Here is a 22,736-nt window from a genome sequence, read left to right as displayed (position 1 = left end):
GTACAGTTGGAATAACCGTACTACTGTGAGTACAGTTTTTATTTGCTATATTGATAGCATGAAAAAGCCAAATGAAGCAGCAAGTACTGTACCTGTAAAACGAGGCCCCAGGCCTGGCATGCAGAAGGGAGCCCCTCCATTAATTCCGACAGCAGAAAAAATAGCACGGCTTGTTTCTGTGCATAATGGCAAATATGACTATAGCCTACTGCCTAGTGTATTCAGGGCAACCGATAATATACCAGTGCTGTGCCCTGATCATGGAGTATTTAATCCTAAATATCATAACCATGTAAATGGTACAGGTTGCCCCAAATGCGCAGGACAGCTAAGCCCCGATGAATTCGTTTTGAAATTCAAAGAGGTACACGGTAATAAATACTCTTACGCTTTGTTGCCACAAACATTTGGCATGAAAGAGAAGATTACTATTACCTGCGCTTTGCATGGCGCATTCGAGCAAAGGGCGCATGCGCATTTAACAGGAAGTGGCTGTATGCGTTGCGCAAGAAGCCAGCCTAGGAATCTTTCTGGATGGACTAAAACGCGGTGGCTTGCTCTTTCCGCTAATAGAATAGCTAAGTTGTACTTGATACAGCTGGAAAGAGAAGGCGAGGTTTTTTATAAAGTTGGTATAACATCACAGGATATATCTAAGCGCTTTAGCGGAAGGTTAGATGCTAATTATACATTAATCGAATTATTAATTATTGAGTCGCGAGATGCAGAGTATATATGGAATTTAGAACACCATATAAAAAGAGAATTTAAAAATATAAAATACAAGCCTAAACAAGTCTTCAATGGTAGTGGCGAATGCTATTCTGACTACTTGCCAATTGCGTCTTTTCTCAATTTAGAAATACAAAAATTAAAACCCGATGGCTGATGCATCTGAGGTAGTTTTGTTGCGTGTGCAACTTGATGAGGGGAAGACGAATGACCGGCTCAAGCAGCTGGTCTTAGATATCGAGAAAACCAGGGCTGCCCAGCGGGAGCTGAATGCCGCCCGCAAAGTGGGCAGCGTTGATGATGCGGCCTTTGCGCGGCAAACCGTAGCGCTCAATGACCAGCTCAAGAAGCAGCGCCAGGAACAAACGGCACTAAGTAAGAATCTGGAGTTGTACAGCACCGCCACGAAGGGCGTAGCCGACTCCTACCAAGCGCAGCAAGCCCAGCTCAGCTTAGCTCAGCGCCAGTACCAGCAGCTAGCGGGCTCGGCGAACAACAGCACCGAGGAAACGCAGGCACTGGCCAAGGTCATTGATGAGCTACGCGGCACGCTCAAAACGACTGATGCCGGCATGGGCCTGTTTGTCCGGAATGTGGGCAACTACGGCGGGGCCATTGAGCCGCTGATTGCGGAGATGAAGCGCCTGGAGCTGCAGCAAAAGAACCTGACGCAGGACAGCCCCGCCTATGAGCAGCAGCGCATGAAGATCGTCGGCTTTCAGCAGGCCATCAACAAAGCAGGTGCGGAAGCGGGCCTGACCTATGAGCAGACGCAGGCCAAGCTGACTAGCTACGGCGACAGCATTGCGCCCGTCATTCAGAACCTGGTGCAGCTGGAACAGGAGCAGCAGAAGGTAGGCGAAGGCAGTGAGCAGTACGCCCGCATCGGCTTCCAGATCCAGAAGCTTAAGAAGGAGATTGCAGAGCCCCTGCCCGAAGTAAAGGTGCCTACTGGTAGCTTCGAGGAGCTTACGGCCGAACTGGTGAAGATCAGGGCTCAGCAGCAAGGCCTAGCCGAAGACAGTGAGGCCTATACCGAACTGGAGCGCAAGGCCACGGCCTACGGGGTCGCTGTGCAAGCCGCCGGCGCGAAGGCGGGGTTGAGCTATGAGGAAGCACAAAAGAAAGTAGCGGAGTACTCGGCAGCTATTGAGCAGGCCACCGCCGAACTCGTGAAGCTGGAGCAAGAGCAGAGCCAGGTATCCGAGAGCAGTGAGGAGTATAGTAAGCTGGGCTTTCAGATCCAGAAGTTGAAGACCCAGATTGCCGACACCGCCAAAGAGCCCGTAAAGCTGGGCACGGCCGTAAAGCAGGTAGTGGGTGACGTGGAAGTATTCGGTGTCAGCCTCAACAAAGTCAGTGAGGCCAAAGCCAAGTACACCCAGGCTGCCAACCTAGCCAAAGCCGCTACAGTGGCGGAAACCGGGGCCCTGGGTGCCCTGCGCCTAGCGCTCATTGCCACCGGTCTCGGGGCACTGGTGGTCGTGCTGGGCAGCGTGGTGGTATTCCTGACCAAAACGGCTGAGGGCACCCGCCTAGTGGAGAAGGTCATGAACCAGCTTGGGGCAGCGGTGAATGTCGTGACGGACCGGCTTGGTGCCGTGGGCAAGGCCGTAGTGCAGGTGCTCAGTGGTGACTTCACGGCGGCGGCTCAAACGGCAAAAGGTGCCCTGACGGGCATCGGTGACGAAATAAGCCGGGAGATTACGCTTACTGGCGACCTGACCAAGCGGCAGCAGCAGCTAGACCAGCAGCGGCGCGTGAATGCCGATACCAATAAGCGCCTGCTGCGGGATGAGGAGAACCTGAAGAACATTCGGGATAATGAGTTTAACTCGCTGCAAGTGCGCCAAAAAGCCAATGAGGATGCGTTTAAGGTGGAGCAGGCCCGCGAAGGCATTCTGGTAAAGCAGGCCAAAGAGCAGCTAGCCATCTACAAAGAGCAGATTGCTCTGCGTGGTGGCGCTGCCAAGGCGGGTGCCGAACTGCTCGATAAAGAAGCCGAGGCCCGGGCGGAACTAGCCGACCTCGAAGAGGATGCCGCTGGCCGCCGTAACGAGTACATCACCAACCGCTTTCAGCTCACCAAAGAAGGGCTGGATAAAGAGAAGGAAGCCGAGAAAACAGCGGCCGACGCGCGGCAGAAAGCAGCAGATAAGGCCCTAGCCGCGCGGCAAAACGAACTGAAAGTACAGCTCGGCTTTCTGGACTTGGAGCTAGCCAAGGTGCAGGCCAATTCCGAGGAGGAGTTGAACATTCTGCGCCGGAAGCTGGACACGCAGCATAAGCTAGACTTAGCCCAGAAAGACATGACGACTCGGCAAAAGTCCTTGATTGATGCCAAGTATGAGGCGGATAAACTCAAGCTGGAAACCGACACCGAGCGCAAGCGGGCCCAGGAAGGCCTGCAGGCGGAACGTGATTTCGTCGCCGGGGCTCTAAGCGTGGCCGAAGTAGGCACCCAGCAGAAATACGAGCTGAGCCGCCGGGCCCTGGAGTTGGATACTGAGTTGCAGCTGGCTGCCCTAGATGTACGGGAAGACAACGCGGCCAAAGAGTACGCTATCCGCACCAAGCTGGCCGCTGACCTCAAGCAGCTAGCCACCGACAATGCCGCTGAGGAAGTCGAGCGGCAGCGGGTAGCCCTGGACGAACGAGCTCAGCTGCTGACGCTGGCCACTGATCGGCAGCTACTCGGCCTAAGCCAGGAAGAGGCCCGGCGCGTGCAACTGTCGGAGGGTTTCTTAAATGCGCGTAAAGCGGGCATTCTGGCCGAACGGGATGCACAGATACTCGGCACCAAAGAAGGCAGCGCTGAGCGCTTGCGCATCGAGCAGGAAACGGCAGCCCGACTGCTGGAGCTAGACCGCCAAACCACTGAGGGCCGTAAGCAACTCCTCGGTGAGCAGTTTGAGGCTATTGCGGCGCTAACGGCTAACTCGGTCAATAGCCTCAACACCATTCAAGAAGCAGCCAAGTCGCAGGCCCTGAACCGGGACAGTGAGCAGATGCGCCGCCAGTTGGCCGCGGCCGGCGACAATGCCGAGCAGCGGGAGAAAATCCAGAAGGCCCACGCCCAGAACCAGGAGCGCATTGAGAAAGAGTATGCCGAGAAGCGCCGCAAGATTGCCATTGCCCAGGCCCTGATTGATCTGGCCAGCGGCGTAATGCAGATTCTACGGGCTCCCGCGGCGCCGTTCGTCGAGCCGTTTGCTACGGTAGTACGAGGCGTGCAGATTGGTCTGCTCACGGCTACAGCGGGCGCGCAGATTGCCGCTATCAGCAGCCAGCGGTTTGCCGAGGGGGGCGTACTCAACGGGCCCAGCCACAGCCAGGGCGGCATACCATTGGTGCACCGCTTGACGGGCCGGCCCATGGGCGAAGCTGAGGGGGATGAAATTATTCTGACCAAGGGCGTGTGGCGTAGCCCGCTGCTGCGGCCCCTGGCTTCTGTGCTCAACGTGATGGGTGGCGGCAAGCCGTTGGCTCCCTCGGGGCATATGGCGCTGGGTGGCGTGGTACAATCCAGCTTCGTGCGCGAGTCGGTAAAGGGGCCGGCACCTGCGTTATCAGCAGAAGAGGTTGGAGCGGGCGTTGTAGCCGCCATCCGGAGAAGCGGGGCCATCAAGGCCACCATCGTAGATGTGAAAGAGGGATTGGCCCGAGATGAGTTCACTCAAAGCATGTCGAACACCTAGAAGGTGATTTATTCCTAAAGCAAAAGCCCCAACCTATGCAAGGTTGGGGCTTTTTTCATTTATTTCTTAACGATTCTTCGAAGGCCTCAACCTCTTTCTTTCGGGTTGTAGCAACCCGATCCCAAGTCTCTTTGCGCACTTCCATATTGTCTTTACCTGAGTTATGCGCTAATAAATCAGATTGAATGTTTAATGAAACCGTGAGCATTGCTTTCACGTCCAAAAGCATATTGATCGTTGCAATGTCTGGGCGGAATGTCAAATCTTCGTTATTCTCTGCCATATAAAGAGGGTTTAGTTGACTGCTAACTTAACGAAAAGCCCCGGCCTGTGTAGGTCGGGGCTTTTGCTTTATTGAAGTCGAATTGGGGCTCCTTCCACATCTACCACGTTTTCCCAGTCTTGCCAAAATTCTTCTTGGATGCTGTAAGTGATTCTTTCATAGGCGGTGGTGGCTGTGCCTGGCCCGCCTTCGATTCCAACTGTTAGATATTCAGGATTAGGTAGTGGAGATAACCCAACTTGGTAGCGAGTCCCAGGCACTGGCTTATTCATTCCTGATTTTCCTTTATAGGTTGCTTGAGCTTTGGTGAAATCCTTTAACGTATTCTTTTAAAATTATTATTTACGATAGGCGAACTTAATAAAATTCGGGTGGCGTAGTAGCTGTCACGTTGAACTCACCTTCGAAGAATTCCAAGCCGATAGCGGGCTGGGTAGCCGAAACCGGCGGGGCCAGCAGCGACGGGTGCAGCCGGCACAAGGCCACCTCGGTAGGCCTATCTGCGCTGAACTCAGCTACTTGACTGATGGCAAAGTAGTCGCCTAGCACCCCGTCCCAGATAGGCATCGTGTAGTCAAGGGCGGCAATGTCCTGCTGGGTCAAGCGGTACCGCTCTTTGTGGTAGCGGGCTTCCAACAGCATGGCCGCCAGCCCCCGCCAGTAACGAGGCAAGATGCAGCGCTGCAAGTCCAGCTCTACTTGCGCCGTAGCATCGGCGAAGTAGCTGAGCACGGTTGACACGGTGCGCGTGCCTAGCAGGTAGCGCAGCACCACTTGCAGCGGGGCCCCGGTGCGCAGGGTCAGGCGCGGTACCACGTCCTGCTGATCGTAGGTAATAGTACCACCCGACTCATTGCGCTTCCAGTTGGGAATTTTCAGCCCACCGGGTAGTGCTTGGCTGTTGCCCGTAGCCGCAAACGGCAGCGTGCCCAGGCTAGCTTCAGCGGGTAGGTTCTCGTCAGCCACCGCCAAATAGCCATCGGCGTAGCCCTTGGGTATCACCTTGCCCACGCGGCTGCTGGCCTCGGTCACGTCGTAGCTGTCTACGCTATCGGTCGTCCAGCGCAGCCAGTTTTTGCGGCCGTAGCTGCCAAAGCGAAACACCACGTCCCGCGCTTCGCCGGCGGGCAGAAACGGGGCATCCCGCTTGCCTGTCCAGTCCAGCGCTTTCGGGGCATTGTCGAGCACCGTACCCGACAGGCCCAGGTGCAAGTGACTGTCGTACGCATCGGTCTGCACCGTAAGGCCGAGCAGCTGCACGATGGTTTTGAAGAAGTCGAGCTGCTTCATGTCGGGCAGCCAAGCGGCTAGGTTGATCTGGCCCCCGGGCGGCACTTCGCTCACTACCTCAATCTTCCACTGATCGAGCGGGCTGGGCATGTCGAAGGGCCCGTACTGCTGGCCCGAGAACAAACCGGTATAGAAGCCCCAGCGCGCACTCACGAGGCTCACGCTTTCCAGCCGCAGCACGCAGTAGATTTCGTCGCCAGCGGCAACGGGCTCCCGCGTAGCGGTTACACTAGCCGAGACGAGGTGATTGGAGCCCGTGCCCACTTCTTGGGCGGTACCCTCCACCCAGAGCAGCCCGTTTTTGTAGAGTGAGAGGCGGGCGCGCACCTTGCCGAGGCGTACCTCGAAGTCCACGTTTACCCTAGCTTCGATGGTGAGCAAGCAGGCCGTGTCTGGCACGTAGATAGTGAACGGATACGTTTCGCCGTGCTCGGAGAACGTGCGCTCGATGAGCATGCCCGGAATAGTGGGCGTGTGAAACGGGTCGGTACCGGCGGGGTGAAACGTAAAGGGCACCTGAAATTCCAGCGGATCACGGGTAGCCGCTTGCCGGCGTGGCACAATAGGCTGCTGTGGATGCCCGGCCACCAGTTGGCGGGCGGCTATAAAGTCAGCGGGGTAACCGGCCACCTGCGGGGAAGGCACGTTGAGCCGCGAAAACAACGGCTCCTGGCTCAGGTCCGTCGCCGTAAACTCCGCTTCGGCTAGCATCTGATCCCAAATGAGTTGGGCTGACACCGAGGGCAGGCAGATGAACGGGTTCAGGGCCGTCAGGTCCAGCGGACGGCCGCGGTCCAGCACCTCATAGCCCCAGCCGTGCTCCTGCCAGTAGGCCAGCGGCAAGCGGCTGGCCACGTTATCGAGCGTCCAGAGGTGATTGAAGCGGGAAAAGTCCAGCTCCTGTAGCGTCTTGTCGCCTAGCTGCTCAATGAAGCGGCGGTTACCGGCAAACAGCTGCACCTGGTACTTGCCGCCGGCGTAGCCCTTCACAATGAGCAGGGCCAGCGGCATGATTTCCACGCCATCACTGAGCAGCGTGGCCATGAGCTTGCGGTAGGGAATACCGGCCAGGGTGCCGCCGTAGGCTGCGCGGCCCAGCAGTTGGTGGTTTTTCTGCGTACCAGGTAGGCTGAACTCGGGCGAGAAGTCCGATTGGATGGTGTCGGGCTTGGTGAGGTCATTGGCCTGAAAGCTGGGCAGGATAACCGTATCCGGAGAGAGGTCCAGGGCAATGCCGCCGACGAGGAGTTGATTGCTCATGAGGGATATTTGGCGTTATAGGCATCCCATTTGGCTTTCCACTCTTCCCTGGCCTGTTTGTTCTCCAAGTCAGACTTAGTGGGCATAGGACGAGGCGGCGGGGGTGGAAATTCAGAAAAGCGGCGAAAGGCATGGTTCTTCGCTTTGCGGCTTTCATTCACCATTACCAAAAGCCAGCCCATCATCAAGAGGCCTAGCAAGACAATTACAATAGCCACAGCTGCTTCTGGTGTAATCATGGCATCATGCGCTTTAAATCTTCGATCATTACACGCATCATTTTGCGCATAACTATTCGGAGAATGAGGTTTCCGTTCACGTAGCCCCGTTTCATCTTGAATGTGGGCAAACCTGGGTAGGCTGTTTCGCTGTTCAGTCGTTTCATTGCCCTTGCACGTACTGAGGCACAGCCTCGGTGAATTGGATAGTGGCCTCATAGCGGTTGCGCCCTTCGCGGTAAGCGGGAAAGCTGCCGCCCTTCAGCGTAATGGGCACCCAGGTAGTACCCGGCCCCTCGGGCTGGTACCAGGCCTGCACCGAGCGCCGCAACGTACGCAGGCCCTCCGCTAGGGCGCGCTGGCTAAACACGCCGCTGCTGGCCTCTACGACTTGCCGAGACGCTGTGCGGCTGCTGTAGCGCAGCTGCTGGGTGGTAGCCTCCAAGTAGCTCTGACCTTCGCCTACCTCATCACCCAGGGCGTGATTTCCGGCAAATACCCAGTAGCCGAAGCCACCTCCTGGGGCCAGCCACGCCACCGGTAGCCCGTAGCGTGGGCACGGCAGGTTCACTACGCGAATATCCTTGGTGCCGTCATTGGCCGCGGGCCGCGGCGTAACCAGCCCAAAGCGGCCGCTCGGGTCTTCATCCAGCGCATACACTGGAAAATCATACCCGCCCCACACGGGCAGCGTCTTGCCGAACGGCGACAGCGGCAAGTCACTACCACGCAGCAGCTCCAGCGTCACTTCGTCCAGTGCTGAGTTCAGCGCATAGCCCTTGGCCACGGAAGCGCCGCCTACCAGCAGCTGGAAGCCCACGAACAGATCGGACGTATGCGCGGTGGCGCTGTTCAGGTCCAGCCGCCGGGCACCCTGCTGCAGGCTGCCAAGCTCAGCGCGCAGATACGGGGCCAGATCGAACGTGGCCAGCCCCGAAGGCGCTACGGTAGCCCGTAACAGCGCCACGCGCACCAGTGGCCTGCTAGCAGCCAATGGGTGGCCTACGGGGTAGCCGGCCAGTAGCTCAGCGCTGAGGTAGGCGGGCAGCGGGTCACCAGCCGGGGCTACCGTTACCTTCACGCCCTCGGGGCTCCACGCGCCTACCCAGCGGGGCGCGTAGCGGCAGGTACCGTTGTCTTCGGTGGCCAGCGGGTTGTAGTTGGTGGCCTCTTCATCCATGCAGCCCAGCACCACCAGCGCGGGCGCAGTAGGCACCGTGAACAGGATTTCGGGGCTGATGCCGAGTTGGCAGCCCTGCGCATCCTGCACGCGCAAGGCGTAGTTACCCGGCGCTAGGTTCGTGCCGAGCAAGCCGGGGGCTACTTGAAACAGCGAGAGCACAAACGCGCCACTAGCCGCCTCGTGCACGTTGACCGTAACGGTGGCCGCCGAGGTGGTGGCCTCGAACGATACCGAGCCAGGCGCGCCTGGGCCGCTTGGGGCTTGGGGCCGAATGTTCTTAATGGCCAGGTCGCATACATCCGCTGGCGCATAGGTGACGCCGCCCGCTCCGTCATGGTACACCGTCACGTACTGCCCAGCGTACTGTGCCACGTAGCCCGCTGCGGCGGGGTCGGTGGGTACCGTGTAGGCATCCAGCGGAGTATCGGTGGGCCAGCTGTAGGCCTGCGGCTCGGGCGGAGCTCCGGCGTAGCCCCCCATATAGCTGGAGGGTTGCGTGCCCGCCTCTACGGCCTTGGCTACGTCATCCCAGAAGGAGTAGGTGTACTCGTACTGAATGGTATACACGCCCGGGTTTTGCGGATCATCTTGCCGCGAAACCTCGGTGTATGCTTCATAAATGCGCTTCAGGGCCATATCAGGCAGCTAAGACGGTGCGTAGTTCGGTGGCAATGGCCACCATTTCGCCCGCGGCAATGCGGGCTTTGAGGGTGTTGAGAAAATCAGTCGTCAGCACCTTATCCAGTAGGCCAGAAGGCTGCTTGAGCCGGTAGAGCGCCGTGCCCTGCTTGTGAATGTTGTAGGCAGCGGCGTAGCCGAACTGTTTGAAGGTCATACCATCTCGTAGCTGTAGACCCTTGTCCTGAGCCCACTGCTCCAGAATGGTATGCAACGGGTCGCCGCCGGCACTACCGCCACCCCGGGTAGGCCCGCGGCCGGTGAGCAGGGTCTGCATGTGGGCGGGGCCCAGTACCTGGCCGAAATCGTCGCCGTGCTCTTCCCGAATCTGCTGGGCCGTGCGGCCACTGGCATAGGCAGGCTTGCCGTACGGCGGCTGCGGGTGTGACTTCAGGGCTTCAATGGTCAGCTCTACCAGTTCGGGCATGGACTTGGCAAAGGTCGCCTCGGCACTGGCTAGCATGGTGGTGTTGGTATTTCAGGGCGAATGACAATAGCCGAATACATCAGCCTGTTAAGCAAATCATTGTCTCGCTGTTTATCTGCTTGCGATAACTCTATGGAAATAGGAGGCAGCTCTATTGGCTTTAGTGCTTCAGCCAATCGCTCGGGTGTCATTTCTGCCGCTATTTCTAAGAAAAGGGCCCGATGCTGTTCAGGAGTGCTTAGCATACCACGAGACTGTGCAGGGTGAAGTTGACCAGGTAGCCTGTACCGATGGCCGCGCCCTTCCGAAGCACGGGGGTGCGGTCCATAGCATCATCGACTAGTGCCACGTCGGCATCCTCTTCCGAGGCCAGTAGACCGTGAAACTTCTGGGTGAGCTTATCCATGGCATCTTGAATGAACACGGAGTCAGCCGAGCCGTTTTCGTGCTCATCCTTGCCGTAGAAGCACATAGCCACCTGCGTAGTGATGGTGTTGCCCTTGATGCGGCTGGGCATCAGAAACAGGTGCGCCTGGGGAAATGCGGCGTTGTAGTTGATATCGGCCTGGGCCTGCTTGCCATGCCAGAAGGAAGCGGCCCCGGCGGCCAGAGCCTGGGCTTCGAGGTAGGCGACGATTTCGGCGTGGGTCATGCTACTTCTGAATAGGGGTCAAGCAATAGGCTGTTTCTGGCAAGCCGCGTAAGCCAGTGCGCAAGGGGTGCGGATCGTGCACTATTTGCATGTCCCGGCCAAAGCCTACTACTGCATGGTGCATGATGCTGCCATCTGGATAGAAGCGCGGAGAAAGGCCCGATGCCACCCAATACCCATCGAGCATTTCAAGTGTGCCTGGTGCCATTTCGCGGCCTTGGCGCACGGCTTTCAGGTCTATGGTGTCCCATTCATACCCTTGCTCTCGAAACCAACGCATCATTTTCAGGCCCCAATCTGGGCCCGTAGGCGTTCCGTCTTCCTCGAAAGTGAACATGGGTATCTCTGACGGGTGCTGCTTGTCTAGGATGCACGCAAAAGCAGTGCGTAGGCAGTCGCCAAAGCCGTGCTCTGCCACGGTATAGAGTTGAGTTAATTCGGTCATGCTTGCTCTCGTAATGCCCGGCGTTGGGCGGCGGTGGTGAAGGGGGCACTGCTGGTATGCCAGGCGTCACAGCCTCGGCAGAAGTACACCCGGATTTCATGGCGACGATCGGAGGGGCTGCGGCGGGCGCGTTCTACCACGCCATGCGCTTTGCTCTCGCTGAGCTTCTTCTTACCGCAGGGCCTAGGCGGGTCGCGGTACCGGCGGCTCATGCGTCATAGGGCTGCAGTGGCACAGTTTGCCCAGCCAGCGCGTGAGTGCAGTCACTCAGGAATTGAATCTGCCCATCCCGAACAAAGGAGTGGCAGATGTAACAGCAGACGCTTGCGGGCGCTGGGTCGTCTGGGTGCTCACGGTTATAGTCGCACCAGCACCGACCACTATAGCCAGGAATGAAGTGCCCACTACGAATGAGTAAGCTTGGGCTAAATGTTGGCCGCTCAGGGTTGCCGTTGTAGCTCCACTTTGCACCATTGCCATTGGCTGTAACAGTGTTTACATAGTGGTCATGATTGCACCCAGGGCAGTTAAAGCGGTAAACGCCTGGATCATTTTCGATGGGCTTGAGTACTGAATTGCTCATAACTACTTGGTTTTCTCTCGGTGAATCTTGGCTAGCCTGCGCTGGTAAGCCGCTTTGGCCTGCTCTACTCGCAGCTTGCGGTACACGGTATCGGCGCTCAGGGCGTAGAGGTCGGCCCAGGAGCAGCGGAAGGCGCTGCTGAGCGCATCGACGGTAAGCAGCGGGCCAAAACGCTCCCCCAGTTCTTCCAGTCCGGCTTCCAACTCGTCATCGTCTGGCTCGGCAGCGTCTTCGGGACCTGCGGAGTGGCGCTCATGGAAGTCAACCACCCCGCGTAGATAAAAAGCACGTCGCTCAGGCACTGGCCTACGGGCTGCTGCAGAATGGCCTGGCGCATTTGCTCCTCCTTGCCCTGGTCATTGCGCCCGTACACCTCGCGGGTGCGGTAGAGCGCGTACAGGTAGGGCGCGTAGAAGATGTGCGGCTGGTCGGGGTGCTCTTCGATGTACTGATTGGCCAGCACCATCTGCCCGTAGGTGGCGGCGCCCGGGTCGCGCATGCCCTCCGACAAGGGCGGGTCGGGCAACTCGGCAGCGAAGGCCAGCAGGTTGATGAGGTAGCCCGCATCGGTATACACCAGCCGGTCGAGCTGGGCCTGGGTGATGCCGGCCAGCTGACACACAGCCGGCTCCTCGCTGCACTGGTAGTCGATGTACTGCTGCAGCGTCACATCATCCCACGAGGTCGGCACCTGCAGGGTGATGGTTTCGGTGCCATCGGCAGAGGTAAGGCTAAGCTCGTGGCGCATTAGGCGTTAGCCGCCTCCCTGCGTGCTTCATCAAGTTTATTACCCAACCCATCAATCAATGCATCCAAGATGCGGTGCCGAAGCTTTGGAGTTTCTACGCGCACTTCTACTACACCGTCCTCTGTCTCAACAGTAACTAGAACTATACCCGTGGAACTACTAATGCCAACGATGCACAAATCCTCTTCCAGGCGGGCAACCTTCTCAGCAGGAGTTTCTAACTGAATTTCTTCTGACATATCTGTAGAACTTATTGGACGAGTGAGGATTTAGCGGAGCGGCGGCGGGGGGCCAGCGCAGCAGGTAGCTTGTTGAGCACCACGTAGCGCACGGGGTCTATACAGTGGTTGAAGGCGTCCACGGGCTCATTAGTAGGCTTACCTGTGGTGCGGTCTACCTTCCATTTGTAGTTATCCAGCTCCTTGCGCAGGTGCACCGAGCGCCGGGTGACATTGAGGCGGTACCGCTGTAAAATTTCTATGCCAGCACGCACCGAGTCGGGGCCCTTTAGCGCTGGCTCAATCAGGCGGAAGCCGAGCCGCCGTAACTCTTCGATGCTCTTAGGCTCGGCTGAGTCGGCTATCATCACCTTCAGCGTAGCCGCAGGGTCTTCCGCCAGCAGGCGGCGGTGAATGTCTGGGTTGGTCAGGCCTTCTTCGTAGAGCACCTCATCCAGCCACAGCTCCCCTCCGGACAGGTACACATCCACGGCTGTCGTGGGGTCGTTGGTAAAGCCGAAGTCCATGCCGCGCCCGATAAAGCGGGCCCCGGCCGGAATGTCCTCGTAGTTGCAGAGCACCGTGTTGCGAAGCACTAGGCCTTCAATCTTGCCCGTCTTGCCACGTGCGTACACCTTCCACAGCTCCAGATCCTTTTCCTTCAGGCCTTCGATCTTGGCTCGCTGCTTATCCAGCAGAAAGGGGTTTTGGCGGTGGTCACTGATCAGCAGCTCCACACCGGACTTGCCGATGATGTCATCATGCACCCAGAACTCGGCGTTGGGGTTGTAGTCGATGAAGGCCTGCTCTTTGGTGCGTAGCTCCAGTTCGTCATAAATGGGCTTGGGAATGCCCTGGGCCTCATTCAAAAACAAGAAGTCCCGCTTACCCGACTTGGCATCCTGCGAGTCCTCGTAGCTCTTAAACTCCATCACACACCCATTGTGGAATTCGAAGATGCGTTCCGACTTGTTGTAAGACTTGATGAGGCTTTTCAACTCCTCGGAGTTGTTGTAGATGTCGAGCGCATCACGCAGGGCACCCGCCTTCAGGTTGGGAATGTCCTGGCCAACCACTGTGCACACTTTGCTGGTGCGCTCCGAGAGCTTCTGAAACAGCACCTGCAGGATGGAGTACGTCTTACCCGAGCTGGTACCGCCCTGGTTGACGACAGTATCGGCCGCGCTATGGTAGTTGTCCCCGAAAAGGCGTCCAGACTTAAACATCGTCTATGTCCTTTTCTGACCGGGCAATCGGGGGGCCAGTGTTGATAATCTCAGTCTTCGTGTGGATGACGGCCGTAGTGGCTGCTTGGCTGTTATCCTTCTCGAAGATGCCGCGCACCCGGCCCATATCACGCAGGGCCGCAGCCGAGTCGTAGAACTCGATTTTGGTACCGAACTCCGAGGGCTGCCAGGACTTGATGCGGTTGCCTTCCTTGGCTTCGGCAATCTTCACGAGGTCCAGATCAGCGCGCTTCACCAAGGTAGGAGGCCCGGGTACCATGATGAAAGCATCAGGATTGCGCTCCAGCGTCATCTGGTGCTTCAGCACATCTAGCCGCTTCCATTTGATGGAGCGGCGCTTATCAGCCAAGTAATCTTCCTTGGCCTCATCGACTAAGCCTAGCACTTCGGCCGAACGATGGGCGTATTCTTCCTCAAATGCAATTTCCTCCTCCAACAGACGGATAGTCTCTGCTAACGGCTGTGGAACACGGGTCTCTTGCTCTACCTCTTTGACTGTTATAAAGTCATTGAGGCGGGTTTCTGCCATGTCACTGATGAGTTTGGTGACTTGCCCAGCGGACAAGCTCAACTCATTCAGCCGCTCATCGATGGCGGCTTTAACCTTAACATTTCTTAACAACCTGCTGGCTTCGGCGGCGGCAGTCTTCTTGGCATAACCGGCCCGAATTCCCGCTTGAGTACCATTCCAGTCTACACAGTACTCTTCGACGAAGCGTTGCTGCTTCGCTGTGAGCTTGGGGGCTTCAGTAGACTGCGGTTCGGGAGTGGTGGACATACACCAAATCTCCCCACAGACCGGGCCTTACGCCGCTTTTCGCCGGGGCTTTTGTTGCAATGCTGCGGGCTGATTGGACACGGGTAGCTCGGCAGCCAAGGTGTAGAGGTCCAAGTACTGCTGATGCGGGGTAATGCGGAAGATGATGCGCGTGACGGAGGCGGGCTGCTCCCGGAACAGTTCGGCGGCACGGTAGGGTGCCGAGAAGCGCAGGTGGCTGCCGTTGCGCCCTCCCTTGAGCAGGTTACAGCAGGCCCCAGCGCGGCGGTCAAGCTGCCAGCTGGCCCGCGCATTGACCGGCGGCAGCAAGTCTACCTGCAAGTGAGTATCGTGCATCAGACGGGTTGCTTCCCCGTTGAGGTTGATAATGCCCGAACGGTATACGGTAATCATCGGAACATCCTGGATAAGGGGCATAGGGAGAGAGCGTAGCAGTAGGGAGTTAGGGAGCGGTAACGAGTTGGATAGCTTCGTCGGGCGTGTGCACAATGTGGTAAGGAGAGCCGCGCCACGTGCTGCGGAACTCTTCTTCGCCGGCGGTCAGCTGGCGTTTGCTGGGCGGCTGCTCGGGGTCTTTGACTTCAATCAGGAAGGTGCGGCCGCGGTAGCCGACCAACAGATCAAAGCAGTTCTTGAGCTGATGCGTGTAGAGGACAGAAGCGCCAATGGCCCGCAGCGCTTGCACGACTGCGGGCTGGTTGGCATCGACTCGGGAGGCAGTGCGTAGGGCCATTAAGGTTTTCGGTAATGCCGACGGATTGCAGAAAGCGTAAGACGTGGCTTGTATCTAGGGTCTGCCAACGTCACTTCCCATGTGTTCCAGTAGCCGTTAGAGTTCTGAAAACGGGGGTAGAATTCGCCAACAGTGCTGAATTCACCGGGTTTAGTTGAGGACTCAAGCTTAGTGCCTGGCAATAAATCAGATGTCTGTATCAGCTTAGACTTACTCATTATTACCTCCTTCCTCACACATTGCACACCCATCACAACTGAGCGGGCTGCACGTCGGCGCCGGCGTATCGGAGGCAATTACTGCCACCGGCTGCATCCACGGCAGATCAATCGGGTGCTGCTGGGCCAGCTGCTCCAGCGCGGCGGCATCGGTGGCGGGGCGTAGCAGGGCGGCAGCCTGCTCTACTCGGTCCTCAAACTCTTCGTGCAACAGCACACCAGCGCGGCTGGCACTTACTGCATAGTCGAGTAGTTTAAAGGCTTCCTCAATTGAGGCCTCGGTATAGGTTGGGGTAGTGCTCATGTGGAGAGTTTGGCTTGACGCCGTTTGATTTCGTTGTTGATCAGTTTCACGGTCTGGGCATCGGTGGCGTAGATGCGCAGTAGGCGTTGGAGCTCATCTAGCTTCTCGCTCCGGAGACGGGAGATAATTTGAGTGTTAGCGCTCATGGGGCATACTGGGCTATCCAGTCAGCAATAGCGAGGAAGAGTTGGTAGGCCACTTGGGGTACTATGGCGTTGCCGTGTGCTTTTATCTCAGGATCTACGCCACGCTTGCCCAGTTTTCGGGGTATCCCATCAGGTATTCCGTAAGCCTCGGGCAAAGCCTTTTTCCCGTAAGTGCTGCATATTGCTCGGCTAGGTTCCCATTGGGATGCCTGTGGAATCGGCCGGCTAATGATTTGGCTGAGAATGAGGCTCTCTTCTCCCCGTCCGAGGCCGTTGGGGTAAGCCACAATCCACGTCCTCTCACGCGGGTGGGGGGCACCAAACCAATGGGCTGGCATATCACACCACTCCGCATCGTACCCGATTTCGGCAAGGCTTTGAAGGATGATGTTGAGCCCTTTGCCGCGGATTGCTGAGACGTTTTCACCGACTGCGAAACGAGGCTGCAGCTGTTGGATGATCCGATGATTTTCCCACCAGAGGCCAGTTCGCTTGCCTGATAATCCCTGCTCAGTATGGTTTCCTCCTGAGCTATGGGTTCTGGCGTGGCTGGCATCTTGGCAGGGGAACCCACCGCAAACAAGGTCAATTGCTCTCCGCCAAGCGGAGGCAGTAAAGTGGCAGATATCACCATAGAGAACGGAGGTCGGTTGTGGCTGGCCTGGCTTCCATGCTTTCCACGCATCGATGATGGTGGTGAGCTCAGCGGCGCTCAGGTCTTCAGCAGGTACACACTGGAAATTTTTAATCAGCACCTGGCGGGGGAATTCTTCCCACTCGCAGAAGACGGCGGTGGCCCAGCCCATCCAATGCGCGGCGAGGGAAAATCCCCCAATACCTGCGAACAAGTCCATTACTCGCATGGTGTAGCATCTTTAGCGTAATCGAATTGCCGATGGCAACTGCGGCACATGCGCTTGTAATCCTGCGGGTCTTGGTAGTTGCCGGTTAGGTTGGCCCAATCGTAATTCGCAGATTCATCCTCTGTGCCACACACTTCGCAGCGCATAGGCTTACCGCGCAAGCTTTCTACCCGATGGTGGAAAGCAGTATAAGAGGCATCGCCAGCCTTCCACATGTGATTGGCTTCGCCGCGCTGATTGCGCTTTGCAGCAACACGAGCGGGGATTTCCAGCTTTTTCAGCCAAGCGAAAACCACCTTCTGCGAAACGCCAAGGGCTTCTCCGACCTCCTTTTGACTCAAGCCTTGTTCGTGATACATCTGCATAAGAAGTTCACGTGCTGGTACAGGTGTTGCGGTGTGTTGATTTGCCATAACTTTGATGTAAATTGTTATGCCTAAGTTACCACACATTTACCACACTTCCCAATGGCAAAGAAGAAAAGAACCTCGTTTGCGTTGTCTGAGCAGGCATTGGCTACACTCAAAGAATTATCCGAACAACGTGGCCTAAGCATGGCCTCAACGTTGGAGGTATTGATTCGAGAGGCCAAGAAATAGCCGCCGATGCCGGCGAAGAGGCTGCATAGTCTCATCAGGTAGTAGCGTGAAGGGTTGGGGGGTAGGCTATGCCGCGGCACTTTGACCACGGCGGTACTCGGAGATGGCATCTAGGGCAGCTTTGTTGCGCGTTTCCCATGCCTCGTCTTCCATCTGTTTAAGCTGGGCTTCCGAGAGGCGGGGTATCAACTCCCGCACCTGCTGGGCATAGCCGACCTCATTCATCTGGCCTAGGCGCTTGGTAGCGGCATCAATGGAGCGGGCCTGCTCTACTTTGAAGGCCTTGCCGCGCTGGCTCAGCTCCTTAGCCACCTCTCGCATGTCGTCGGGCATGGCAGCCACCTTGGCCAGCTCGGCTTCGCGCTGCTGCTGTTCTTGCGCCACCTGCTGACGGGTGAAGTCGTTAAGGGGCTGGTAGCCGAGTTGCACGAGTTCGGCGGTGGTGAGCTGGTTGATGATGTTCTTGCCCGACTTCAGTTGCTCGTGCTCGTGCGTAGCCTGGGCATTCACTAGCGGCGTCCGCACCTGCTCATCGTAGGCCGTCAGCCAGCTGGTAATGACTTGCAGGTCCAGCCGGTTGTAGTTGGTACCCCACCGGCCCCGGGCGGCTTCGCGGAAGCACAGCACTACCTCATCGAACTTCAGGTAGTAGAACTGGCGGAGCAGCTGCGGAATGGCCAGCGAAATCTGCATGGCACTGATGCCGTTCTGCACGTTGATCTGCTTCAGCGTGAAGGCCAGGGCAAACGAGAGCGCATTCACGAACTCCTGCCCACCTTCCTTGTTGAGCTTAGCTAGTGAATTCGACTGCAAAGCCTTCTGAGGCGTCAGGCTCAGGGCCTGGCTCGCGTAAGTCGCCGTGTCCTGACGCAGAAGCGAGATAAGCGTTGGCGGCGAGTATGTCGCTAAAATCGAGGTCTTTGCTGTGGAAGCCGGAACGTGACCGGCCTGTGAGGTTTGCGGTAGCATTGGCGGAATCTTTTGGAGGGGTGGTAATCAGGCCCGCTTTAGAGTTGTTGGCATCATTTTCCAGGAAGCGCTGGGCGTAGTTTTGCCAGCCCTGTTCGTCGCGCACTGGCATGTTTTCGGCTTTCAAAGCCATGTGAGCGAGGTAGTGAGGCAGGTAGGCAGCACCATACCCCAGGCGCTGAGCCAGGGCGCGTAGGCCAGCCTCGGTAGCTGCCTTGCTATTGGCGAAAGGAAACTTGTGCCCGGCTGCGGCCGGCGCCCCCCCCAGTGTGCGAAGCCGACGCGGCCGAACGATTGGCATTCACTGAGGCTTGCAGCTCGTCGCGTTGGCGGGTAACTTCTTCTAGGTCGGAAACTACCTGAGCCTTGCTCCTTGCTAGCTCGATGGTGGCCGTAACCAACTCTTGTATTTTTTTTTCGGCGGCGGCGAGAGCGGAGCGAAGCGCCTCCCCCTCCACCTTGTTCGTACTATGGTCGTTCTTGGTCGTAGACAAGTCTCCCCACTTCTGGGGTGACCCTATCCCCACTTCTGGGGATACCCTATCCTCACTTCTGGGGTGAGGTATCCCCACTTCTGGGGTATCCCCACTTAGTACTGGGGTATCCCCACTTAGCGGAACTGGGGATAGTGCGGCGGCTACTTCGGGCACATACAGTGCCCGCGTTTTTGGGGTCGGAGTGAGCAGCCGGCGGTTAGCCAAATGCGGGAATACATCACACTCTAACCAGCCACCAGAGACGAGGCCAGAGAGCAGGCGGGAAACGTTTTTACCCGTCATGCCGAGGCGTTCTGCTAGGTAGCTGTTGGTAGCGTCACACTGCCGGCGTTTGCCGTTCTCATGCAATTCGCACACCTCCACCAGCACCGACTTAGGCTCGGAGCGGAGGCCGCGAATTTGGTTGATAGCTTGGCGAATCGGGTACATGCGACGTGGTAGGGTGGGGGGAGTAGAGCCGCCGGCGGTTTCGGCTCGGTGGTAGCGGTTCGGGGCGGTGGTCATGGTCGCTCTGGCCTAGGCGGGTTCTTATGCACTGGGGGAATCTCAAATAGGCTGGCCTGTACCACCGGGCGAAGGGAAGGGTAGAGGGTGTACATATCCTCAATCAGTTCCTCAATGGCTGCTATCCGGTGGGCGGCATCCTCCGGACTTATGCCGGTCTTAGCGTCCTTGCGGTGCTTATCGATCCAGTGAGGGTACACCCGCCGCCGGGTGCTCAGCTCCCGTAGCAGCTCGGCTACGCGCTGGGCTGGGGTTGTCTTGCTAGGCACTGGCCACCTCCTTTCTTTGCAGCTGCCATAGCTTATCTAGCAGATAAACTAGGCCGCAAGCATGGCGCTGGCTTTGCCACTGGGTATATACCCGCGCTACTGCCTCCTCTGGCATAGCAGCAAGACGCCGCCGTACTTCTAGGATTTCCCGCGCTATGTGGCTACGCATGTTGGTAAGCCACTCTTGCCTGCGCATCGTTTCAAAGCTTAGCGCCTGCTCAGCATTCGTGTACCGAGGGGCTGTAACCTTAGCCGGGCCAAAGAATTCCGCAAAAAGTGGTGGCGTTGCGGCTTGCGCCTGCTTAGTGGCCTTGGCTGCCCGAGCCATTTCATTTGCTGCCCGCCGAGCACTGTTGGCGGCGGTCCGTTCGGACAGGGTAGCATACTTGGCGAAGGGGTGGCCTATGATATACCACACCCGCCCAGCAGCATAGATGCTGTAATTCTGAGGGCTTACTCTACGGCCGGGCAGATCATACGAACGACGTAGGCCGTTGCTAGGGGAGAGCTCGAATACTTGGGCCTGTGTGGCAGGACCAAAGTAACCCGCTGCCAACTGTGCCAAGTCCTCAAATGAGGGCACAGGAGCAGGCGTAGGCACATATCGAAAGGTTATGAGAGGCTTATACTCTGGCACCTCAAAGCCTAACCACAGCGCTTGTTTGCGCATATCTTCGGAAAGCTTGCCAGCTAAGGCGCGTTCCCGTATTTGCTGCTGTGCGGCTGGCCACAACTCACCAGCGTTCTTAACTGGCTCTGCTGTTTCCAGACCCAGCAACTCTCTATGCAAACTGCTAACAACTACCATAATTACAATCAGTTAGAAGAGGCACGAATAAGCCCCGCCACCGGTGGCAGCGGGGCAAGTGATTAGGCAGCCTGGGCGGAGGCGTTTTTCAGAAGGGTTTTGCGCGCTTCTTTAGCGCCGAGTACATCAATCTCCTTCTGATAAGGCTTAGCCTCTCCGAACCAGATACCCTGCAACTCATCTAGTGTCTCTGCACTGTTAATCAGATCAATGATTAAGGCCACCGATAAGAAGTCTTCAGCGGCGCGGTTTGGGTCGGACTCTTCGGAGGCTACCATTTGTGGCGAAGCCGGCGCGCTGGCCTCTTGTGCGGCCGGCTGAGTAGGGCGGGGCTTCTCGTCTACTACCTGCGCACTGGTCTCCTGATCTGCCATTTCCTCAGCAGGCGTAGCCTCATAGCCAGCAGCTTTCATCAGCCAGCCTAGCGTCAAGCGGTAGGCCTTACCGACAGCGCGGGTCTGGGCCATTGAGCAGATAGCGTAATCGGCGAAGCTGCGCTTGGTGTGCTCCTTATTAGAGCAGGTGGCAAAGCCCCGGCCTACGATGTCGCCCGTCTTTACATTCACCAGCTGCACGGTAGCGGCCCATTTGCTTTCGGCCTCAGAGCTTTTATCCTCAATGCTTTCAAGTACAGCGCTCAACCCGAGCAGGGTACCGGCGAACTGCCAGGCCTCGACGTTGGGGAACTGCTTGCCCTGAATGGTGCTGGTCAGCTTATTGTCACGGACGAACTTTTGCAGCTCAGTGGCCAGCGTAAGCGCATCATCGGCGTTGCCGAGGGTAAGGCTGCTCACAGTGGTTTTAGCCTTCGCTACTTTGGTATTCGGTTTTTCTATCTCAGTAGACATATATTTGCGGCTGTTAAGACTTTGAGTATTAGGCGGCGCTACCTTCCGAGGGGTAGCGCCGCTACTGTTTTAGGGGCGGGCGTCACTTGGGTACCAGCCGTATTTTGGGAGCGGCACCTCCTTGTCCTGTAGCAGGCCTAGTGCTGGCTTAGCCTTCTTAGGTTGGGCCATCTTGCAGCTACCGAGGATGGTGAGCAGGATGCAGCCGAAAAAGACGAGTAGCCAGTAAGCAGTGGCGCGGGTAGCTTTTTGCTCAGGCGTGGGGGCGGGAAGGTGGTGGCGTATCATTTGGCGGCAGTGGCTTGGATGGTGACGAGCAGTAGGGCCAGCGGCCCAGCGTAGGCGATGCGTCCGACTTTCATAGCCCAATTGGCTTTGCGTGGCTAGAAGCCCGCATGTCGAAATTCTGCAGTGCGGCTAAGGCGACAGCTGCTACTTCGACCAGTTCCTTGCGGTATGCCGCTGGATTGGAATGAGGGTGTGAGGCATCGTTAAACTGCATCTCTACACACTCCTTGGCCACCTCCCCAACCTCTTCTGATAAGATGAGAAACCACTCAAACGGGGGCCGATTCTGATAGCCGAACTTGTTATGCTGACGAACTCGCTCAGTCAACACGTCCTTAATAACATCGGCATGATAGAAGGCCATGCTCTGCACATCGCCACTGACTACAGGTGTCGAGAGCATTATTTCTACCTGTTCAATCTCTTCCTTGCTTACCTGGGGCTTAAGCAGGCTAATGATGTGGGATACTTGATCTGCGTTTAGCATCTTTGCACTGTTAATGAATTGAGTGAATAGCCCGCGGGATTCCGGCCTGCGGGCTGTTTGTTTTCTAGGCGGTAGGCTGCATGTTCACTGGCTCACCGAAGGCCCGCGCAAATGCTAGGCTGCGGCTACCTTCCCCGGCGGCGGTTCCGCGCTGCTTAGCAGGCAGGACCAAGCCGACACGGGCAGCTTCCAATTCCAAGCAGGCCTGACGGTATGAGGCTTCGGCGTTGTAGAGGGCTTTGGCAGCGGCAATGCGCTTGGCTTCGGCGATGGTGATGAGGACAGGTTTCATCGCAGCAGGATTAGAACTTCTTCATGGATGCTACCTGCTGTTGCAAGTCCAGCACGATGCTGGCCAGCCGGTTAAGGGAGAGATCAGCAATCGGGAAAGTGCTGCTGATGTAGGACTTGGCTTCCCAGATTTCCACCACATCTTCTACATCAATGCTGTAGGGCGAATACAGCGGGTTATCAGAGTGCAGGGCCAGCGTAGCCGAGTCTTTGAGGCGGTTGAAAACCCGCTTGAACAGAATGCCTTCCTTGCTGCTGACCACGATGCAGGGCGTGCCATCCTTAATAGTCATCCAGTCGGAGACGTAGCGGCCAACGATTACGGTGCCACTGGCTATAGGCAGCATGGAGTCACCAGTAATTTCGAAGGCGCGGTAGGTGCCACCCTGGCCTAGCATGGGTAGGCGAAACTTGGGCAGCTCTTGGAGGTAGTCTGGGTCGGCGTAGCCGTTGAGGTAGCTCATAGGGGTAG

At 57.3% G+C, this 22,736-nt stretch carries 32 protein-coding genes; 3 read left to right on the top strand and 29 right to left on the bottom strand.

Features of this window, described 5'->3' with window-relative positions; genetic code table 11:
* Positions 1–25: 25 nt before the first annotated feature.
* Positions 26–889: a hypothetical protein gene (locus tag EU557_RS03560; RefSeq protein WP_135529026.1), complete on the top strand. Its 864-nt coding sequence runs from the start codon at positions 26–28 to the stop codon at positions 887–889.
* Entirely contained in the window at positions 882–4,430 is a 3,549-nt protein-coding gene (locus EU557_RS03555) for a hypothetical protein (RefSeq protein ID WP_135529025.1), read from the top strand. Before EU557_RS03560 ends, EU557_RS03555 begins: the two co-directional genes overlap by 8 nt.
* Before the next feature lie 55 nt (positions 4,431–4,485).
* Here the strand turns inward: EU557_RS03555 and EU557_RS03550 are convergent, their stop codons facing one another.
* The 19 genes from EU557_RS03550 to EU557_RS03465 form a co-directional block, all read right to left on the bottom strand.
* Positions 4,486–4,713 carry a hypothetical protein gene (locus tag EU557_RS03550; protein WP_135529024.1) on the bottom strand — a complete coding sequence of 76 codons (228 nt, stop codon included), beginning with the start codon at positions 4,711–4,713 and terminating at the stop codon, positions 4,486–4,488.
* A gap of 357 nt (positions 4,714–5,070) precedes the next feature.
* Entirely contained in the window at positions 5,071–7,263 is a 2,193-nt protein-coding gene (locus tag EU557_RS03545) for a hypothetical protein (protein ID WP_135529023.1), read from the bottom strand.
* Entirely contained in the window at positions 7,260–7,502 is a 243-nt protein-coding gene (locus EU557_RS25680) for a hypothetical protein (protein WP_135529022.1), read from the bottom strand. The genes EU557_RS03545 and EU557_RS25680 overlap by 4 nt, the downstream gene beginning before the upstream one ends.
* A 142-nt stretch (positions 7,503–7,644) precedes the next feature.
* Positions 7,645–9,300 (bottom strand): hypothetical protein, encoded by a 1,656-nt coding sequence (locus tag EU557_RS03535; RefSeq protein WP_135529021.1) that lies wholly within the window; start codon positions 9,298–9,300, stop codon positions 7,645–7,647.
* A 1-nt stretch (position 9,301) separates the two neighbouring features.
* Positions 9,302–9,805 carry a hypothetical protein gene (locus tag EU557_RS03530; RefSeq protein ID WP_135529020.1) on the bottom strand — a complete coding sequence of 168 codons (504 nt, stop codon included), beginning with the start codon at positions 9,803–9,805 and terminating at the stop codon, positions 9,302–9,304.
* Positions 9,806–10,007: 202 nt separating this feature from the next.
* On the bottom strand, positions 10,008–10,421 hold the full coding sequence (locus EU557_RS03525; RefSeq protein WP_135529019.1) for a hypothetical protein: 414 nt from the start codon (positions 10,419–10,421) through the stop codon (positions 10,008–10,010).
* 1 nt (position 10,422) lies between these two features.
* A complete protein-coding gene (locus EU557_RS03520; protein ID WP_135529018.1) occupies positions 10,423–10,866 on the bottom strand; it encodes a hypothetical protein in 444 nt (147 codons plus the stop codon).
* Positions 10,863–11,078, bottom strand: a complete 216-nt coding sequence (locus tag EU557_RS03515) for a hypothetical protein (protein WP_135529017.1) — start codon at positions 11,076–11,078, stop codon at positions 10,863–10,865. Before EU557_RS03515 ends, EU557_RS03520 begins: the two co-directional genes overlap by 4 nt.
* Positions 11,075–11,449 (bottom strand): ubiquitination-like system serine protease family protein, encoded by a 375-nt coding sequence (locus tag EU557_RS25780; RefSeq protein ID WP_135529016.1) that lies wholly within the window; start codon positions 11,447–11,449, stop codon positions 11,075–11,077. The genes EU557_RS03515 and EU557_RS25780 overlap by 4 nt, the downstream gene beginning before the upstream one ends.
* Before the next feature lie 97 nt (positions 11,450–11,546).
* The gene (locus tag EU557_RS03505; RefSeq protein ID WP_135529015.1) at positions 11,547–12,197 is read right to left on the bottom strand and encodes a hypothetical protein; all 651 of its coding nucleotides are present in this window, start codon (positions 12,195–12,197) and stop codon (positions 11,547–11,549) included.
* On the bottom strand, positions 12,197–12,436 hold the full coding sequence (locus EU557_RS03500) for a hypothetical protein (protein ID WP_135529014.1): 240 nt from the start codon (positions 12,434–12,436) through the stop codon (positions 12,197–12,199). The genes EU557_RS03505 and EU557_RS03500 overlap by 1 nt, the downstream gene beginning before the upstream one ends.
* Before the next feature lie 11 nt (positions 12,437–12,447).
* Positions 12,448–13,641 (bottom strand): PBSX family phage terminase large subunit, encoded by a 1,194-nt coding sequence (locus EU557_RS03495; protein ID WP_135529013.1) that lies wholly within the window; start codon positions 13,639–13,641, stop codon positions 12,448–12,450.
* Positions 13,634–14,440: a terminase small subunit gene (locus tag EU557_RS03490; protein ID WP_135529012.1), complete on the bottom strand. Its 807-nt coding sequence runs from the start codon at positions 14,438–14,440 to the stop codon at positions 13,634–13,636. The genes EU557_RS03495 and EU557_RS03490 overlap by 8 nt, the downstream gene beginning before the upstream one ends.
* Before the next feature lie 27 nt (positions 14,441–14,467).
* Entirely contained in the window at positions 14,468–14,857 is a 390-nt protein-coding gene (locus EU557_RS03485; RefSeq protein WP_135529011.1) for a hypothetical protein, read from the bottom strand.
* Between the two features lie 25 nt (positions 14,858–14,882).
* Positions 14,883–15,173 (bottom strand): hypothetical protein, encoded by a 291-nt coding sequence (locus tag EU557_RS03480; RefSeq protein ID WP_135529010.1) that lies wholly within the window; start codon positions 15,171–15,173, stop codon positions 14,883–14,885.
* A 210-nt stretch (positions 15,174–15,383) separates the two neighbouring features.
* A complete protein-coding gene (locus EU557_RS03475) occupies positions 15,384–15,695 on the bottom strand; it encodes a hypothetical protein (protein WP_135529009.1) in 312 nt (103 codons plus the stop codon).
* A complete protein-coding gene (locus EU557_RS25395) occupies positions 15,692–15,841 on the bottom strand; it encodes a hypothetical protein (RefSeq protein WP_167855076.1) in 150 nt (49 codons plus the stop codon). The genes EU557_RS03475 and EU557_RS25395 overlap by 4 nt, the downstream gene beginning before the upstream one ends.
* A complete protein-coding gene (locus EU557_RS03470) occupies positions 15,838–16,695 on the bottom strand; it encodes a DNA cytosine methyltransferase (RefSeq protein ID WP_167855075.1) in 858 nt (285 codons plus the stop codon). The genes EU557_RS25395 and EU557_RS03470 overlap by 4 nt, the downstream gene beginning before the upstream one ends.
* On the bottom strand, positions 16,695–17,117 hold the full coding sequence (locus EU557_RS03465) for a hypothetical protein (RefSeq protein WP_135529007.1): 423 nt from the start codon (positions 17,115–17,117) through the stop codon (positions 16,695–16,697). Before EU557_RS03465 ends, EU557_RS03470 begins: the two co-directional genes overlap by 1 nt.
* Before the next feature lie 54 nt (positions 17,118–17,171).
* Between EU557_RS03465 and EU557_RS25390 the strand changes: the two genes are divergently transcribed.
* On the top strand, positions 17,172–17,303 hold the full coding sequence (locus EU557_RS25390) for a ribbon-helix-helix protein, CopG family (protein ID WP_167855074.1): 132 nt from the start codon (positions 17,172–17,174) through the stop codon (positions 17,301–17,303).
* A gap of 66 nt (positions 17,304–17,369) precedes the next feature.
* On the opposite strand, the gene EU557_RS03460 is transcribed toward EU557_RS25390, so the two are convergent.
* From EU557_RS03460 to EU557_RS03415, 10 genes are all read right to left on the bottom strand, one after another.
* On the bottom strand, positions 17,370–18,116 hold the full coding sequence (locus tag EU557_RS03460; RefSeq protein WP_135529006.1) for a hypothetical protein: 747 nt from the start codon (positions 18,114–18,116) through the stop codon (positions 17,370–17,372).
* The gene (locus EU557_RS03455) at positions 18,094–18,405 is read right to left on the bottom strand and encodes a hypothetical protein (RefSeq protein WP_135529005.1); all 312 of its coding nucleotides are present in this window, start codon (positions 18,403–18,405) and stop codon (positions 18,094–18,096) included. Before EU557_RS03455 ends, EU557_RS03460 begins: the two co-directional genes overlap by 23 nt.
* An 85-nt stretch (positions 18,406–18,490) precedes the next feature.
* On the bottom strand, positions 18,491–19,273 hold the full coding sequence (locus EU557_RS03450) for a MarR family winged helix-turn-helix transcriptional regulator (protein WP_135529004.1): 783 nt from the start codon (positions 19,271–19,273) through the stop codon (positions 18,491–18,493).
* Entirely contained in the window at positions 19,270–19,542 is a 273-nt protein-coding gene (locus tag EU557_RS03445; protein WP_135529003.1) for a hypothetical protein, read from the bottom strand. Before EU557_RS03445 ends, EU557_RS03450 begins: the two co-directional genes overlap by 4 nt.
* Complete coding sequence (locus EU557_RS03440) at positions 19,535–20,212, bottom strand: hypothetical protein (protein WP_135529002.1); 678 nt, start codon at positions 20,210–20,212, stop codon at positions 19,535–19,537. The genes EU557_RS03445 and EU557_RS03440 overlap by 8 nt, the downstream gene beginning before the upstream one ends.
* Before the next feature lie 200 nt (positions 20,213–20,412).
* Complete coding sequence (locus tag EU557_RS03435) at positions 20,413–21,198, bottom strand: hypothetical protein (protein ID WP_135529001.1); 786 nt, start codon at positions 21,196–21,198, stop codon at positions 20,413–20,415.
* 69 nt (positions 21,199–21,267) lie between these two features.
* On the bottom strand, positions 21,268–21,486 hold the full coding sequence (locus EU557_RS03430) for a hypothetical protein (RefSeq protein WP_135529000.1): 219 nt from the start codon (positions 21,484–21,486) through the stop codon (positions 21,268–21,270).
* A 70-nt stretch (positions 21,487–21,556) separates the two neighbouring features.
* Positions 21,557–21,973: a nucleoside triphosphate pyrophosphohydrolase family protein gene (locus EU557_RS03425; protein ID WP_210115973.1), complete on the bottom strand. Its 417-nt coding sequence runs from the start codon at positions 21,971–21,973 to the stop codon at positions 21,557–21,559.
* Positions 21,974–22,037: 64 nt separating this feature from the next.
* Complete coding sequence (locus EU557_RS03420) at positions 22,038–22,265, bottom strand: hypothetical protein (RefSeq protein WP_135528999.1); 228 nt, start codon at positions 22,263–22,265, stop codon at positions 22,038–22,040.
* A gap of 10 nt (positions 22,266–22,275) precedes the next feature.
* A complete protein-coding gene (locus EU557_RS03415; RefSeq protein WP_245326152.1) occupies positions 22,276–22,728 on the bottom strand; it encodes a S24 family peptidase in 453 nt (150 codons plus the stop codon).
* Positions 22,729–22,736 lie beyond the last annotated feature (8 nt).

Source organism: Hymenobacter wooponensis (assembly GCF_004745865.1).
Classification (GTDB): Bacteria; Bacteroidota; Bacteroidia; order Cytophagales; family Hymenobacteraceae; genus Hymenobacter; species Hymenobacter wooponensis.
Note: the sequence above shows the minus strand (reverse complement) of the source record. Positions and strands in the feature narration are given on the sequence as shown.

Coding starts and splice junctions, on each gene's coding strand:
- EU557_RS03555 (WP_135529025.1), top strand. CDS start 882: ATGGCTGATGCATCTGAGGTAGTTTTGTTGCGTGTGCAACTTGATGAG.
- EU557_RS03550 (WP_135529024.1), bottom strand. CDS start 4,713: ATGGCAGAGAATAACGAAGATTTGACATTCCGCCCAGACATTGCAACG.
- EU557_RS03545 (WP_135529023.1), bottom strand. CDS start 7,263: ATGAGCAATCAACTCCTCGTCGGCGGCATTGCCCTGGACCTCTCTCCG.
- EU557_RS25680 (WP_135529022.1), bottom strand. CDS start 7,502: ATGATTACACCAGAAGCAGCTGTGGCTATTGTAATTGTCTTGCTAGGC.
- EU557_RS03535 (WP_135529021.1), bottom strand. CDS start 9,300: ATGGCCCTGAAGCGCATTTATGAAGCATACACCGAGGTTTCGCGGCAA.
- EU557_RS03530 (WP_135529020.1), bottom strand. CDS start 9,805: ATGCTAGCCAGTGCCGAGGCGACCTTTGCCAAGTCCATGCCCGAACTG.
- EU557_RS03525 (WP_135529019.1), bottom strand. CDS start 10,421: ATGACCCACGCCGAAATCGTCGCCTACCTCGAAGCCCAGGCTCTGGCC.
- EU557_RS03520 (WP_135529018.1), bottom strand. CDS start 10,866: ATGACCGAATTAACTCAACTCTATACCGTGGCAGAGCACGGCTTTGGC.
- EU557_RS03515 (WP_135529017.1), bottom strand. CDS start 11,078: ATGAGCCGCCGGTACCGCGACCCGCCTAGGCCCTGCGGTAAGAAGAAG.
- EU557_RS25780 (WP_135529016.1), bottom strand. CDS start 11,449: ATGAGCAATTCAGTACTCAAGCCCATCGAAAATGATCCAGGCGTTTAC.
- EU557_RS03505 (WP_135529015.1), bottom strand. CDS start 12,197: ATGCGCCACGAGCTTAGCCTTACCTCTGCCGATGGCACCGAAACCATC.
- EU557_RS03500 (WP_135529014.1), bottom strand. CDS start 12,436: ATGTCAGAAGAAATTCAGTTAGAAACTCCTGCTGAGAAGGTTGCCCGC.
- EU557_RS03495 (WP_135529013.1), bottom strand. CDS start 13,641: ATGTTTAAGTCTGGACGCCTTTTCGGGGACAACTACCATAGCGCGGCC.
- EU557_RS03490 (WP_135529012.1), bottom strand. CDS start 14,440: ATGTCCACCACTCCCGAACCGCAGTCTACTGAAGCCCCCAAGCTCACA.
- EU557_RS03485 (WP_135529011.1), bottom strand. CDS start 14,857: ATGCCCCTTATCCAGGATGTTCCGATGATTACCGTATACCGTTCGGGC.
- EU557_RS03480 (WP_135529010.1), bottom strand. CDS start 15,173: ATGGCCCTACGCACTGCCTCCCGAGTCGATGCCAACCAGCCCGCAGTC.
- EU557_RS03475 (WP_135529009.1), bottom strand. CDS start 15,695: ATGAGCACTACCCCAACCTATACCGAGGCCTCAATTGAGGAAGCCTTT.
- EU557_RS25395 (WP_167855076.1), bottom strand. CDS start 15,841: ATGAGCGCTAACACTCAAATTATCTCCCGTCTCCGGAGCGAGAAGCTA.
- EU557_RS03470 (WP_167855075.1), bottom strand. CDS start 16,695: ATGGACTTGTTCGCAGGTATTGGGGGATTTTCCCTCGCCGCGCATTGG.
- EU557_RS03465 (WP_135529007.1), bottom strand. CDS start 17,117: ATGGCAAATCAACACACCGCAACACCTGTACCAGCACGTGAACTTCTT.
- EU557_RS25390 (WP_167855074.1), top strand. CDS start 17,172: ATGGCAAAGAAGAAAAGAACCTCGTTTGCGTTGTCTGAGCAGGCATTG.
- EU557_RS03455 (WP_135529005.1), bottom strand. CDS start 18,405: ATGGCTTTGAAAGCCGAAAACATGCCAGTGCGCGACGAACAGGGCTGG.
- EU557_RS03450 (WP_135529004.1), bottom strand. CDS start 19,273: ATGACCACCGCCCCGAACCGCTACCACCGAGCCGAAACCGCCGGCGGC.
- EU557_RS03440 (WP_135529002.1), bottom strand. CDS start 20,212: ATGCGCAAACAAGCGCTGTGGTTAGGCTTTGAGGTGCCAGAGTATAAG.
- EU557_RS03435 (WP_135529001.1), bottom strand. CDS start 21,198: ATGTCTACTGAGATAGAAAAACCGAATACCAAAGTAGCGAAGGCTAAA.
- EU557_RS03430 (WP_135529000.1), bottom strand. CDS start 21,486: ATGATACGCCACCACCTTCCCGCCCCCACGCCTGAGCAAAAAGCTACC.
- EU557_RS03425 (WP_210115973.1), bottom strand. CDS start 21,973: ATGCTAAACGCAGATCAAGTATCCCACATCATTAGCCTGCTTAAGCCC.
- EU557_RS03420 (WP_135528999.1), bottom strand. CDS start 22,265: ATGAAACCTGTCCTCATCACCATCGCCGAAGCCAAGCGCATTGCCGCT.
- EU557_RS03415 (WP_245326152.1), bottom strand. CDS start 22,728: ATGAGCTACCTCAACGGCTACGCCGACCCAGACTACCTCCAAGAGCTG.